We start from the raw sequence: 14359 nt of genomic DNA on the forward strand, positions 1-14359 counted from the left end.
CCCATTCGGACCCCGGCCGCCCCTGAGCCACAAAGCCTACGGGGTGAATATTAGAATTCTATGAGGCCTTTGCAGTTAACGTTTTCTTGCCAAATCTTTCAGCGGTGACGCATCAAGGCGGCGTGAACGGCCAAGGCATCGGTCAGAGGTTGCGGCTCATGCGTGCGGATGTAGTCCGCGCCGCCGATGGACGCAAGCAATTCGGCCGCCAGGCTCGCCGCCCCTGCCTCTTGAGGCGAACGCCCCGTAACGGTCCGCAGGAAGGACTTTCGCGATACGGAGATCAGAACCGGCAAGGAAAAGCGGGCTTTCAACTCACCCAGCCGCGCCAGCACCTCGAACGAGGTCTCCGGTGTCGGCCCGAGGAAGAAACCCATACCGGGATCGAGAATCAGGCGCTCGCGGGCAATGCCCGCCACTTTCAGACGCTCGATCCGTGCCTCGAAAAAGCGACTGATGCGATCAAAAATATCACCTTGCGGCGCTTGCCGCCGATCTGCATTGCCGCGCCCCTGGATCGAATGCATGACGATCAGGTTCGCGTCGGAGGCAGCGAGCGCCGGATAGATGCTCGGCTCATCGAACCCCTGAATATCGTTCAGATAGCGCGCACCATGCGCAAGCGCATACGCTTGCGTCGATGCAAGAAAGCTGTCGACCGATACGGACATGCCTTCGGCCACCAAAGCCTCCATGACCGGCACAAGACGCCGCATTTCCTCCTCCGGCGAGACCGGCGACGCATCAGGATTGGACGACGCCGGACCGAGGTCGACAATATGCGCCCCTTCCGCCACCAGCTTCCGGGCATGCGCAATGGCGGCATCGGCCGAAAAATACCGGCCTCCGTCAGAGAAGGAGTCCGGCGTGATGTTGACGATTCCGAGAATGCGCGGCCCGGATACCGTGAAAGTTTCTGTCATGTCAGGCTGCGATGAACAGCCGTATCCATGCCGATGCCCATGACACCACGCACAAGCTGGTCGATGACCTTGTCGAGCTGATCGTGCGACACGCCGGCAAACTGCATCAGCGCAACCGTGTGCCCACCACCGATATAGATACGGGCGGCGGCCGACTCATCGAGACGGTCTGACAGCAATCCCTCCTTCTTGCCGCGTTCAAACACGCGGCGCGCCGCCGCATGCAGACGGTCGAGAACCTCGAGGTAGCGCGCCCAGGTTGTTGCGTCGACGCCGGTACTCCAGTCAAGCCAGACCTTGATCAAATCCGGGCGGCGCTCGGAATCGGCGGCAAAGCCCTGCGCAAGGCCCACGAGAACATCATAGACCGGCTTGTCGGCACCCAGAAAATCTGCGGCGATGTTGTCGAGATAGGCCTCGACTTCGCCCAGCGTCGCCTCGACGAGATCGTCGCGGGTCCGGAAATAGGAATAGACGGCCGAGACGGAAACGCACGCCCGCTCCGCCACATGAGAATGGGTTGCGCGCGCAATGCCGTGCTCGGCGAAGGCCGCCAGCGCGCAATGCAGCAACTGGGCCCGTCGGGCGCGCGGCGGCATGCGCGTGCGCAATGCCTTTGTGGCAATGGTCATATCGGCAGGCCTCTTCAATCCGATCGATCCGTCAAGATTTACAACTATACACCTCCGGCCTCCTCCACCTCACCATCCCTCGTCAAAAAGCACGGAAAACAGCCAAAATCGTGTGATTCATTCCCTATTGACCACAAACACAATAGTTATTGATAATATACTCAATAGAGGAAGGTACCGAAATCCGGAGGAGGACACCATGACCACCGACACGCTGCAGCGGACCGGCGACCCCGATGCGCTCCCACTCGACAAGATCGATGTCAGCAATCCCGAACTGTTCGAGCACGATCTGGCCGGCGCCTATTTCCGGCGTCTGCGCCGGGAAGACCCCGTGCACTACTGCGCCGAAAGCGCCTACGGCCCCTACTGGTCGATCACCAGGTACAACGACATCATGGCCGTGGACACCAATCATCAGGTGTTCTCGTCCGAAGCGGGCCTCGGCGGCATTGTCATCGATGACAACATCCAGAAGGGTGGCGGTGACGAGGGACTGGATCTGCCGAATTTCATTGCAATGGATCCGCCTCGCCACGATGAGCAGCGCAAGGCGGTAAGCCCCATCGTGGCGCCGGCCAATCTGGCACGCATGGAGGAGACGATCCGGGGCCGCACCGCCGGTATTCTCGACAGCCTGCCCGTGGGTGAAACATTCGACTGGGTCGATCGGGTTTCAATCGAACTCACTACCCAGATGCTCGCCACACTCTTCGACTTTCCCTTTGACGACCGCCGCAAGCTCACGCGCTGGTCGGACGTCACGACAGCCGAGCCCGGCGGCGGGATCATCGATTCCTGGTCGCAGCGCAGATCCGAACTTATGGACTGTGCGCTCTATTTCCAGAATCTCTGGAACGAACGCGTGAATGCCGATCCGAAATCCGACCTGATCTCAATGCTCGCACATTCGCCGGCAACGCGTCACATGACCCCGGAGGAGTATCTCGGCAATGTGCTGCTGCTGATCGTTGGCGGCAACGACACCACGCGGAACTCGATGTCGGGCGGTGTCGTGGCCCTCAATTGCTTTCCCGGTGAATATGAAAAGCTGCGGCGCAACCCTGACCTTATCGAAAGCATGGTTTCGGAAATCATCCGTTGGCAGACGCCGCTTGCGCATATGCGGCGCACGGCAATCGCCGACACGGAACTGGGCGGAAAGAAGATCCGCAAGGGCGACAAGGTCGTGATGTGGTATTTCTCCGGAAACCGTGACGATGAAGTCATCGAACGACCGGATGATTTTATCATCGATCGCGCCCGTCCGCGCCAGCACCTCTCTTTCGGATTCGGTATTCACCGCTGTGTCGGCAACCGACTCGCGGAAATGCAGTTGCGCATTCTCTGGGAGGAAATCATGGCGCGATTCAGCAATGTCGAGATGATGGCCGAGCCGACGCGCGTCCGCTCGAATTTCGTCCGTGGCTACGCCTCGTTGCCCGTGCGCCTGCACGCCTGAAAAGAAAGGACGCCCAGCATGACGCAGATCAGATACATAGAAGCGAACGGCACTGAATACACGGTGGAGGCCGAGAACGGCGTTTCGGCCATGGAAGCAGCCGTGAAACACGGCGTGCCGGGTATTGACGGCGATTGCGGCGGCGCAGCCGCATGCGCAACATGCCACGTCTATGTCGATACGGACTGGATTGCGAAGACCGGACCGGCTGCCGAGGGACTCGAGAAAAGCATGCTCGAGTTTGCGGAGGATGTGCAGGAAAACAGCCGCCTCGCCTGTCAGATCACGATTGCAGACGATCTTGATGGATTGGCGCTGAGACTGCCCGAAAAGCAGCATTGACCGATCCCGCGACAATGAAAAAGGGGAGGCTCGAAAGAGCCTCCCTTTCCATTTTTGTCCGCCTTTTTTCGTACCCCGCATAATCGACGGGCAGAATTCCGGCAAAAATACGTTGCATGGCTACGAGCCCCGTATTGACATTCCGGCATCGGAACGGCGCTAATGGACCCAACAAGAAAAAGTCTGTGGGAGAGAGAAATGAGCATTGCAACGCTTGATGTGAGTCCCGCCCAGTCCGTTCCCCTCGACAAGATCGATGTGAGCAACCCCGATCTCTTCGTGAACGACACCGTTGGCGACTATTTCGCAAGACTGCGCAAGGAAGACCCCGTGCACTATTGCGCGGAAAGTGCCTACGGCCCTTACTGGTCGATCACCAAGTACAACGACATCATGGTGGTCGATACCAACCACAAGGTCTTCTCGTCGGAAGCGGGCGTCGGCGGCATCATCATCGACGACAACAATGTGCGCAGCGAAGGCCTGCCTCTACGCAGCTTCATTACCATGGACCCGCCGGACCACGACGCGCAGCGCAAGACGGTGAGCCCCATCGTCGCGCCGAGCAATCTCATGGTGCTGGAGAAGACAATTCGCGAGCGGATGCAAAACATCCTCGACCGCCTGCCTGTCGGCGAGGAGTTCGACTGGGTGGACAACGTTTCCATCGAACTGACGACGCAGATGCTGGCAACGCTTTTCGACTTCCCCTTCGAGGAGCGCCGCAAGCTGACGCGCTGGTCCGACGTAACCACAGCAGAACCAGGCAGCGGCATCATCGACAGCTGGGAGCAGCGCACGAAGGAGCTTCAGGAATGCGCGGCGAGCTTCATGACCCTGTGGAACGAACGGGTCAATGAAAAAGAACCCCGCAACGATCTGATCTCGATGCTCGCCCATTCGCCGGCAACGCGGAACATGCCGCCGGAAGAATTCCTCGGCAATATTCTGCTGCTGATCGTGGGCGGCAACGACACCACGCGCAACTCGATGACAGGCAGTGTATTGGCGCTAAACCGCTTTCCGAAGGAATTCGAAAAGCTGAAAGCCAATCACGCTCTCATCGACAGCATGGTACCGGAAGTTATCCGCTGGCAGACGCCGCTCGCCCATATGCGTCGCACGGCGCTGGAAGACCATGAACTCGGCGGCAAGACGATCAAAAAGGGCGACAAGGTGGTGATGTGGTACCTCTCGGGCAATCGCGACGAAGACGCGATCGAACGCCCGGAAGAACTCATCATCGACCGCGCCCGGCCACGTCAGCACCTCTCTTTCGGCTTCGGCGTCCATCGCTGTGTCGGCAACCGATTGGCCGAAATGCAGTTGAAGATTCTCTGGGAGGAAATCCTCACGCGCTTCTCTCATATCGAAGTGCTGAAGGAACCCGAGCGCGTCCGCTCGAACTTCGTGCGCGGCTACGCCTATATGCCGGTCCGCCTGCACGCCTGACGCGAATCCAAGGCGGAAACAAAGAAAGGGAGGCCGGAGCCCAGCCCCTAAGCTAAATGTTGATTCGACGGAGCGCCGACAGTAACCTGTCGGCGTTTCCTGTTTTGAATCGGGGGCTTAGTGTCCGAGGGCGAGTCGATACCGGCGGCAAATGCCCCGAAGAAATCTTCGAGAGCGCAAACGCGCCGCCTCCCTCGCAATGTAGGGGTGTTTTCGGTCAATTTCTGCCGCAACGCGCAATGCCGGCTGTTCGGCATTGCGCCGGACCCGTATCGGCGCACCGGCCAAAGCCCGTCTCCCGGAAATCAGCCTCACGGGAAGATTACAGGCGCGGGCGATGACCGCTCGTTCTTCTGCCCGGCTTGCGGTCTTGCCCACGCGATCAAATCAAATCACGCGATAGCGGAAGAGTATTCCCGCCTCTCGGACCTGTATAGGAGAACAAAACGGGAAACCTGTCCGAATGCCGTCTGCGGCAATCATCGGCTCCCGATAGGCCTGATGCCGTCCGCCTACAGACTGTTCGGGAAGACCGCGAAGGGCGATGCCCGCTATCAATGCAAGGCCTGTCGCAAGACCTTTTCCATCGGGCTTCCCACCAGGCGGCACAAGAAGACGGACAAGACGGGCGCCATCATGCGCGGGCTGGTGAACAAGATGGCCATGAGCCGGCTATGCGAAACAGCGCAGGTCACCTTTCCGCACATCCATTCCAAGATAGATTTCCTCTTCAACCAATGCCTGGCCTTCGCCGGAGAGCGGGAAGCGCGGCTTCACCAGTGCTTCGACGGCAAGGAGCCCTTCTTCTCGACCGACGCCCAGACAATCCTTGTGAACTGGCCGATCAAGAACCGGCGAGGAACAGTCCCGCTCCTTCACATGGCGACCGTTCACAAATCATCGCAGTTCGTGGTGGCGGCAACCATCGATTACGACCCGGATGTCGACCCGGACGAGCTGGAGAAGGCCATGGACGCCGCGGGCGACTTCGCCAGGCCCCGGTCGATGCGCCGGTTCGCGCGCCTCTGGCCAGCGAGCGAATACCGGGCATCGGTCGTGAAACGCTTGCCGCACATCTTCACGAGGGAAGACCTGGCTGCTGGCGGCAAATACGAACTGCCCGGCCGGGGCTCGCGTGTGCGGGGCGACATCTTCCACTACGCCCATATGATGCTCGTCAGGAAGCTGGTCGGACGCTCGTATCGCGTTGCGAATTTCTGCGTCGATGCGGAATCGGGACTTGCAAATGCAATCGCGGCGCTTTTGGTCGATGAGGTGAAAGCCGGCAAGGTCAATATCGCGGAGATTTCATTCTCGAAAGGCCTGACCAACGATGAGCGGGCGGCACTGGCGGTTGAAGGCCGCAAGCGCTACCGCGAGGAGCTGAAGCGCTTCGCGGCCGAGATTGCGCAAATCCAGGTCGAGTATCCCGATATCGAAGACGAGGAAGCGCTTGCGGTCCACATCCTTCGCCTCACCTGCGGCCCGGGTCCGCAACCGGCGCGCGGCAAGATGCTGGCGACAATTGGCCTGGACTGGCCATATCATTCCAAGGCGGAGCCGGAAAAGACCATCCGGCTGAAAACGGATATCGGCCTGATGGACTGGGACGGACTCGCGAAGTTCATGACGCGCGCAAGCATCCATCCGGTCGACGCCTATTTCAACCTTGCCCGCCGCCGCATCGCGGGCTTCGAGCGCGGCCTTCCCACGGCCTCGAACAGGCAGCGCATCTGGCACGCCTACAGCTTCTACAATCCCGAGATGGTGCCCAAGCTTGCGACGATCCTGCGCTTCTATCACAACTACATGCTGCCGCGAGGCAAAGAGAAAGCGACGCCGGCGATGAAGCTCGGGTTGGCGAGAGGCATTGTCTATGAACGCGATCTGTTCGGTTTTGGATAACAGGTGCGATAAGCACTACCCGGTTGATCAGGGCTCGGGCACTATGCTGCCGCCGGTCTATCGCAGGTTTGAATCTTCCATTCTCCTCGCGGTGACAGGTGCTCGATTCACTGTGGGAGGGAATATATCGTGTCGGCGCTGTCGAGTGTTGGCTATGGGGTGCCTCGCAACCTGGTTTTTATAGGAGAGGATTAGAGGAACTCAAAGACTGCGACGGCGAGAAATACGACACCAGCGCCTCCTTCGAGCGATCGCGTCGCCCGGTCAATAAGCACAGGCTGTTCCGCAATAAATGTCAGAAGGTCTTGCTGCGCAAAAATACTTGCCCATGCGACGAAGCACAGGGTCACGACCACGTCGATCATCATGATGGCGGCGAAGGCGAGCCCCGCTCCGGGCGTCTCGCAGGATACCGAATACGTCATGACGAAGAGAGTGAGCGAACAGGGAACGAGGCCGGCAATCGCTCCGACGGCGATCCTCCTGCCGCAGGGGCAACCGGGTCGAAGCGCAGGTCGCCCGCTACCAGTTCGTTTCAACTTTTTCCGGCTTCGCACTTAAATCTAAGGCTCCAGACGAAATATGTCCGGAACCGGAGATTTAGCGCGGAACTGGAAGAAGGTAGTGGTGCGAAACGACAATCGGAAAACGGCCTTGCCTGTCGATATCGCCGGGGTCTTCCAGACCGTTCATCCGAATTCCATTGATGAAAGCGAAGAGCCCACAATGCCGGGGTAGTGGCTGCTTGAGAGACAGGACCCTCAGCCTGCTGCCAATCTTTCAATGAGCCAGAATAATCGGAGGCCCGCGCGAAGTTTGGCGATTCCGTCGGGCCAATTCCTTGTTTGCCCGCCTTGTAGGCGTTTTTCGGCACCGAGGGGATTAACGGGCCATAAACCAGGACAGATCGGACGTCTTGAGCAATTCTCTGGTCACGCCGCCCAAAACGCGCTGGGCAAGGGGACCGCGACTGTAAATTCCGGCGACAATCATGTCCGCGTTCTCCCGCTGTGCATGGCCGATGAGCTCGGCGCAGACGTCTTGCTCCGAATGCGAAAGGTGCAGGTGGCTTGCCGTCACATCATGCCGGCATAGATGTTCGGCAACCGCTTCGAGTTGTGCAACGGTTGTCTCGTTTCCAACCCCGACGACGGTCACCTTGTCAGCGCGCTTCAGGATAGGCAATGCGTCATGTAAAGCGCGACGTGCCTGCGGGCACCCTTTCCACGCCACAAGAACGCTGGAAAAGCGACCTGTCACTGAGGCGGAGCCTAGTCGTAAAACGGGCGCGCCAGATCCTAGCGCGAGATTTGCCGGCTCGGGCGCAACGTTACCATGGCCTTCGGCTGCGCTCGTGATCAGGAGATCGGCGGTCAAGAGATGCTCACCCAACACTGTGGTCGGATCACCGACTCCCGAACACCATTCAACGTTAATCGACGTATCCTCGAAAACGCGATCGAAGGCGGCGCGCGTGACGTATAGCGCCTCCTGCATCTGCCTCTCGGCGATGAGCCTGTTCCCGGCAAGCACATCTGCGGCAGTTGTGACCGGCCAAGCATAAGCGACGACGAACAGCCTTGCGTCAAATGCGATGGCCATTTCACGCGCCAGTTCAAGCGTCCGCGGAATGTCGTTTCTGGGGCAAGCATCAACGACAATGTCACGAAAACTCATGGAATTGACTCCTGTGCCAAAGTTTTTCTTGCCCGAAGATTCCCATGTTCCGACACGCATCAGTATGGAAATCTGTGTAACGGTCCCGCATTCTCGCTTCAGGCTTGGCATGCGTGTGGCCTGTCTCTGATCAGTGGTCGCTCAGCCTCATACTTCTTTCCGGTATGCGAGCAGCCTCAGCGCATTGAACACAACGAGCAGCGTCGATCCCTCATGGACAGCGACAGCGGCACCGATGCCAAGGCCCATGATCGTCAACGGAACTAGCAGCGCAACCACGCCGAGGCTCACGATCACATTCTGCAGGACCACGGCCCGTGCGGTCCGGCTCAGCCCCACCGCAAAAGGAAGATGAGAGAGATCATCGGCCATGAGCGCCACGTCCGCTGTCTCCAGGGCAACGTCGGAGCCGGCCGCGCCCATGGCGATGCCGACCGTCGCTGTCGCCATGGCGGGCGCGTCATTGACGCCATCGCCAACCATGGCGACTTTGCCTTCGGATCGGAGCTTCTTGATCGCCTCGACCTTGTCCTGCGGCATCAGATCGCCCCATGCCTCGTCTATGCCAACCTGACCGGCAATGGCCTCGGCAACCTTTTGATGGTCGCCAGATATCATGATCAGCCGCTTGATGCCGAGTTCGTGAAGGCGGGCGAGCGCGATCTTCGCGGCCTCGCGCGGCGTATCCATCAGCCCGATGGCGCCGATGTCGCGGTCGCCGCGCCGGACCACCATTGTCGTTCGGCCCCCCTCACGCAGCCTCGCGATAGTCTTCTGCATGGCATCCGACAGTGGCGCGATGCCCTCGGCCCCGAACATTTCCGCCTTGCCGATCAACACAGTTTCGCCACCGACGCGCGCCGACACACCACGTCCGGTCAGGCTGTCGAGGCCGTCCGCCTCCGGCACCGGCTTGCCGCCCAGCCGCTCGCGTCCATCCCGCGCAATGGCGCGGGCGAGCGGATGGTCGCTGAGGCTTTCCACGGCAACCGCGACCGCCAGCAATTCATTTTCGGTCACGCCATGAGCCGGCACGATATCGGTGATCCGCGGGGTTCCGGACGTCAGCGTGCCGGTCTTGTCGAAGGCAATCGCGGTCAGGGATCCCAGATTTTCCAGCGGAGCGCCGCCCTTGACCAGCACACCGCCGCGCGCGGCCCGCGCGACGCCGGAGAGAACCGCGCTCGGGGTTGCGATCGCAAGCGCGCAGGGGCTGGCGGCGACCAGAACCGCCATGGCGCGATAAAAGGTGTCGCGGAACGGTTCGTCGATCACCAGTCCGGCGAACAGTAAAATGACCGCCAACGCCAGTACCACCGGCACGAAGATATGCTCGAATTTGTCGGTGAAGCGCTGCGTCGGCGATTTTTGGGTCTCGGCCTCGCTGACCATCTTCACGACCTTTGCGAGGGTCGTGTCGGAAGACTTGCGCGTAACTTCGATCTCGATAGCGCCATTGCCGTTGATGGTGCCCGCGAAGACGCGGTGGGCCGCATTGACCTTGTCGGGATTGGCCCGCGCCGCGTCCGCATCGCTCACCGGCCGCTTGTCCACGGGGATGCTTTCGCCGGTGACCGGCGCCTGATTGACGCTGCTGACGCCCTTGATCAGGAAACCGTCAGCGGGTAGCCGCAAATCCGGCTTGACGATCACGATGTCGCCGACGGCGAGATCCTCTACCGGTACCTCTCGCAATTCGCCGTCGCGCCGTACCAGTGCGGTCCTTGGCGCGAGCTTCGCCAGAGCCTCGATTGCCTGCTTCGCGCGTCCCATGGCGTAGTGCTCAAGGGCATGACCAAGGCTGAACAGGAACAACAGCAGAGCCCCCTCCGCCCAGGCACCAAGGACAGCGGCGCCGGCCGCCGCCACCAGCATCAGGGTGTCGATCTCAAACTTCTTCAGGCGCAGGTTCTCTATCGCCTCACGCAAGGTGAAGAGACCGCCAAAGAAATAGGCACCGAGATAACAGGCGAAGGGTAGCCAGGCCGGGACCGTCAGAAGCTTCCCGATGAGATAGCCCCCGGCGAGCAGAGCACCACAAAGCAAGGAAAAGATCAGCTCGGTGTTCGCTCCGAATGCGCCGCCTTCGTGATCATGACCGGCATGCTCATCCGCCCGGGAATCCCTTTCCGGCCTTGCGCCGCCGGTTTGCAACTTGTCGAGTTTGCCCTTGAGTGTCGCCTCGGATGTGGCTGATCTATCGAACTCCACGCGCACGGTGCCGGTGGCGCTCGCTTCAGCCTCTATCACGCCGTCGAGCGTTCTCAGCCGTTCGGCAATGGACCGCGCTCGCCGCTGGTGCGGAATATCAAGCTGCCAGACCGCGTGCCCATACCGTTCCGAGATCCTGGCGCCCGCGGCGGCGATCAGGTCGCGGATACGCGGCAGCGGCAGGATGTCAGGATCGTAATGTATGCAAAGCCGCGCCGGTTCGCCGTCCACGCCCGCCACGACATGCGCGTCTTCCACTCCTTCCTTCCCCGCAATCTGCTCAATCAGGATCTGGACGCAGGCGTCGGCGGCGGTGTTGACCTCCGGCAACAGGATCGGAATGTCCAGGCGAAGTTTCTCGGTCATGCTTGCCTATCCTCTTGCCAGCGCGGGTTCGGGTTCTTAGAAGCAGGTCCAATGTGATTCAATCGACCATTGTTGATCCAGACGAGCCAGGCGATTGATTTTCTTTTCATTCCGGATCCTCGGAGAAGCGTCGAAAGATGCCCCCCGGCCGGGACACGGAAGCCCGGCCGGGGGTGCCGCCATCGGGTCCGCACGGACCCGTCAGGCTGCTCGTTCTTCTTCGTCCCGCGCATGGGCGAGGCGGTAGATCGCGGGCAGCACGAGCAGCGTGAGGATGGTGGAGGACAGGATGCCGCCGATCACCACCGTGGCGAGCGGGCGCTGCACCTCCGCGCCCGCGCTTGTCGCCAGCGCCATAGGCACGAAGCCGAGCGAGGCAACGAGCGCCGTCATCAGCACCGGGCGGAGCCGCGTCATGGCCCCCTGCCGGATCGCTTCATCGAGGGGAAGACCCCGCGCCCGCAGGTTCTTGATGAAGCTGATGATGACGAGGCCGTTCAGCACCGCGACGCCCGAGAGCGCGATGAAGCCGACGCCCGCCGAGATCGAGAGCGGCATGCCCCGAAGCGCCAGCGCCGCGAGCCCGCCCGTGAGCGCGAGCGGTACGCCCGAGAAAACGAGCAGCGCGTCCCTCGCCGTGCCGAGGCTCGCGAAGAGCAAAGCGAAGATCAGCACCAGCGCTGCGGGCACGACGATGGAAAGCCGCTTCGCCGCCGAGACGAGCTGCTCGAACTGCCCGCCCCATTCGAACCAGTAGCCGGGCGGCAATTGCACCTGCGCCGCCACGGCAGCCCGCGCCTCGTCCACGAAGGAGCCGAGGTCGCGCTCGCGGATATTGGCCGTCACCGTGATCCGCCGCTTGCCGTTCTCGCGGCTGATCTGGTTCGGTCCGGGCGCGAGGGCGATCTCCGCCACCTCGCGGAGCGGTACGACGCGCGGCATGCCTTCGCCGAAGGGTGAATAGGAGGCAGGCGCGAAACGGTCCTCCGCTTCATGTGCCGGCGGTAGCGGAATCGGCAGTTCCCGCAGGCGGTCCATATCCTGCCGGAGTGTCTCAGGCAGGCGCACGAAAACGGGCGTACGCCAATCTCCTTCATAAAAGGTACCTGCCCGCGCGCCGCCTATCGCCGCCTGCACGACCGTCTGTATCTCCGCGACGGAGAGCCCGAAGCGGGCCGCCACATCGCGCTTCACCTCGATGGAGAGGACGGGAAGCCCCTCCACCTGCTCCACCTGCACGTCGGTCGCGCCTTCGATCCGTTGAACGATAGCGGCCACCTCGTTCGCAGAGGCGAGGAGCTTGTCCATATCGTCGCCGAATATCTTGATGCCGACATCCGAACGGACGCCCGAGATGAGCTCGTTGAAGCGGAGCTCGATGGGCTGCGAGACCTCGTAATTCGCTCCCGGTATGGCGGCGAGCTTCTCGTCTATCTCCTGCAGAAGCTCGGCTTTCCGCTTGCGCGGGTTCGGCCAGGAGGAGCGCGGTTCGATCATCACATAGGCGTCCGAGATGCTGGGCGGCATAGGGTCGGTTGCAACTTCCGCCGTGCCCGTCCTTGCGAAGACCTCCCGCACTTCGGGAAGCTCGATCAGTGCCCTTTCGACCTGTTTCTGCATCTCCACCGATTGCGTAAGGCTCGTGCCCGGCATGCGGAGCACCTGCACCGCAACGTCGCCCTCGTCGAGCCTCGGGATGAACTCGGTGCCGAAGCGCGTCGCGCCGAGCGCGGCCACGAGCACGAGCGCCGCCGCCGCGATGGCGATTGTCTTCTGACGGCCAAGCGCGAAGCGAAGTGCTGGCTGGTAACCCTTCTGCGCCCAGCGCATGATGAGGCTCTCCTTCTCCTCCACATCGCCGCGCACGAAAATGGCGATGGCCGCCGGAACGAAAGTGACCGCCAGCGCCATTGCCCCGAGAAGCGCGAGGACGACCGTGACCGCCATAGGCGTGAACATTTTTCCTTCCACGCCGGTCAATGTGAGGATCGGCAGATAGACGACCGTGATGATGAAGGAGCCGAACATGGCCGGCGTTATCACCTCGCGCGTCGCGTCCACCACCACAGCGAAGCGTTCGTCGAGGCCGAGTGTGCGCCCCAGATGCTTCCGTTCTTCGGAAAGACGTCTCAAGCAATTCTCTGTGATGATGACGGCGCCATCCACGATCAGGCCGAAGTCGATGGCGCCGAGGCTCATCAGGTTGGCGCTGATGCGGTACTCCACCATGCCCGTCACCGCGATCAGCATGGAAAGCGGAATGACAGCGGCGGTGATGAGCGCCGCCCGGATACTTCGCAACAGCATGAAAAGGACAACGATGACGAGCACCGCGCCTTCCACGAGATTGTTACGGACGGTGGCGATGGTCTTCTGGACGAGATCGGTGCGGTCGTAGAGCGTTTCGATTGTCACGCCGTCGGGCAGGTTTCGCTCGATCTGCTTCAGCTTGCCGCGAACGGCGCTTGCCACTTCGCGGCTGTTCTCGCCCATCAGCATCACAGCGGTGCCGAGAACGGTTTCCTCGCCGTCATGCGTCGCCGCGCCGGTGCGGAGCTCCTTGCCGAAGGTCACTTCCGCGACATCGTGGATATAGATTGGCCTGCCATTATGCGTGCCGAGCAGCACCTCGCCGAACTCCGCCGCATCGCCAAGCTGGCCCGGCAGGCGGATCAGATATTGCTCTCCGTTCCGCTCGATATAGCCCGCGCCCTGATTGACGTTGTTGTCCTCGAGCGCCTTCGCGACATCGGCGAAGGAGAGATTGAAGGAGGTGAGCCGGTAAGGGTCGGGCACGACATGGATCTGCCGCTCATAACCGCCGATGGCATTTACCTCGACCACGCCCGGAACGGTGCGCAGTTGCGGACGCACCATCCAGTCATGGATCGCGCGCAGGTCCGAGAGCGTATAGGGCACGCCTTCAGCATTGCGCGCATCCGGAGCGGCCTCCATGCGGTACATGTAGATTTCGCCGAGGCCGGTCGAAACCGGGCCCATGGCCGTTTCGACGTCGGGCGGCAACTCGCCGGAAACGGCCTGAATACGTTCGCCAATCAACTGCCGCGCGCGGTAGATGTCCGTGCCGTCCACGAAGACGACCGTGACCTGCGACAGGCCGTAGCGCGAAAGCGAGCGCGTGTAGTCGAGGCCGGGCAGGCCGCCCATCGCCGTTTCCAGCGGAAAGGTGATGCGCTGCTCCACCTCGACGGGAGAATAGCCGGGCGCGGAGGTGTTGATCTGCACCTGGACATTGGTGATGTCCGGCACGGCGTCGATCGGCAGGCGCGTGAAATTATAGGCGCCGAAGCCCGCGACGAAGGCGACCGTCAGCAGCACCAGCCAGCGGTGCCTGACGCAGAAGGAGACGATTGCAGGTATCATGTTTC

At 61.2% G+C, this 14359-nt stretch carries 10 protein-coding genes; 4 read left to right on the forward strand and 6 right to left on the reverse strand.

What is annotated here, in order from left to right:
- Nucleotides 1-98 precede the first annotated feature (98 nt).
- Nucleotides 99-923, reverse strand: a complete 825-nt coding sequence (gene folP / locus AAC071_RS04915) for a dihydropteroate synthase (protein WP_339830603.1) — start codon at nt 921-923, stop codon at nt 99-101.
- The gene (locus AAC071_RS04920) at nt 920-1555 is read right to left on the reverse strand and encodes a TetR/AcrR family transcriptional regulator (protein ID WP_339830604.1); all 636 of its coding nucleotides are present in this window, start codon (nt 1553-1555) and stop codon (nt 920-922) included. Before AAC071_RS04920 ends, folP begins: the two co-directional genes overlap by 4 nt.
- Nucleotides 1556-1754: 199 nt before the next feature.
- Between AAC071_RS04920 and AAC071_RS04925 the strand changes: the two genes are divergently transcribed.
- The 4 genes from AAC071_RS04925 to AAC071_RS04940 all read left to right on the forward strand — a co-directional run bounded on the left by AAC071_RS04925 (nt 1755) and on the right by AAC071_RS04940 (nt 6716).
- Nucleotides 1755-3017: a cytochrome P450 gene (locus AAC071_RS04925; RefSeq protein WP_339830605.1), complete on the forward strand. Its 1263-nt coding sequence runs from the start codon at nt 1755-1757 to the stop codon at nt 3015-3017.
- A gap of 18 nt (nt 3018-3035) precedes the next feature.
- The gene (locus AAC071_RS04930) at nt 3036-3359 is read left to right on the forward strand and encodes a 2Fe-2S iron-sulfur cluster-binding protein (RefSeq protein WP_339830606.1); all 324 of its coding nucleotides are present in this window, start codon (nt 3036-3038) and stop codon (nt 3357-3359) included.
- 198 nt (nt 3360-3557) lie between these two features.
- Nucleotides 3558-4811 carry a cytochrome P450 gene (locus tag AAC071_RS04935; protein WP_339830608.1) on the forward strand — a complete coding sequence of 418 codons (1254 nt, stop codon included), beginning with the start codon at nt 3558-3560 and terminating at the stop codon, nt 4809-4811.
- A 120-nt stretch (nt 4812-4931) separates the two neighbouring features.
- Entirely contained in the window at nt 4932-6716 is a 1785-nt protein-coding gene (locus AAC071_RS04940) for a hypothetical protein (protein WP_012112299.1), read from the forward strand.
- A 191-nt stretch (nt 6717-6907) separates the two neighbouring features.
- On the opposite strand, the gene AAC071_RS04945 is transcribed toward AAC071_RS04940, so the two are convergent.
- From AAC071_RS04945 to AAC071_RS04960, 4 genes are all read right to left on the reverse strand, one after another.
- Entirely contained in the window at nt 6908-7141 is a 234-nt protein-coding gene (locus tag AAC071_RS04945) for a hypothetical protein (protein WP_049767825.1), read from the reverse strand.
- A 457-nt stretch (nt 7142-7598) separates the two neighbouring features.
- Complete coding sequence (locus AAC071_RS04950) at nt 7599-8393, reverse strand: universal stress protein (RefSeq protein WP_012112301.1); 795 nt, start codon at nt 8391-8393, stop codon at nt 7599-7601.
- Between the two features lie 147 nt (nt 8394-8540).
- Nucleotides 8541-10970, reverse strand: coding sequence for a heavy metal translocating P-type ATPase (locus AAC071_RS04955; RefSeq protein WP_012112302.1), 2430 nt, complete (start codon nt 10968-10970; stop codon nt 8541-8543).
- A gap of 201 nt (nt 10971-11171) precedes the next feature.
- Nucleotides 11172-14354 (reverse strand): CusA/CzcA family heavy metal efflux RND transporter, encoded by a 3183-nt coding sequence (locus AAC071_RS04960; protein WP_012112303.1) that lies wholly within the window; start codon nt 14352-14354, stop codon nt 11172-11174.
- Between the last annotated feature and the right edge of the window lie 5 nt (nt 14355-14359).

This window comes from uncultured Parvibaculum sp. (assembly GCF_963975745.1).
Lineage (GTDB): Bacteria > Pseudomonadota > Alphaproteobacteria > Parvibaculales > Parvibaculaceae > Parvibaculum.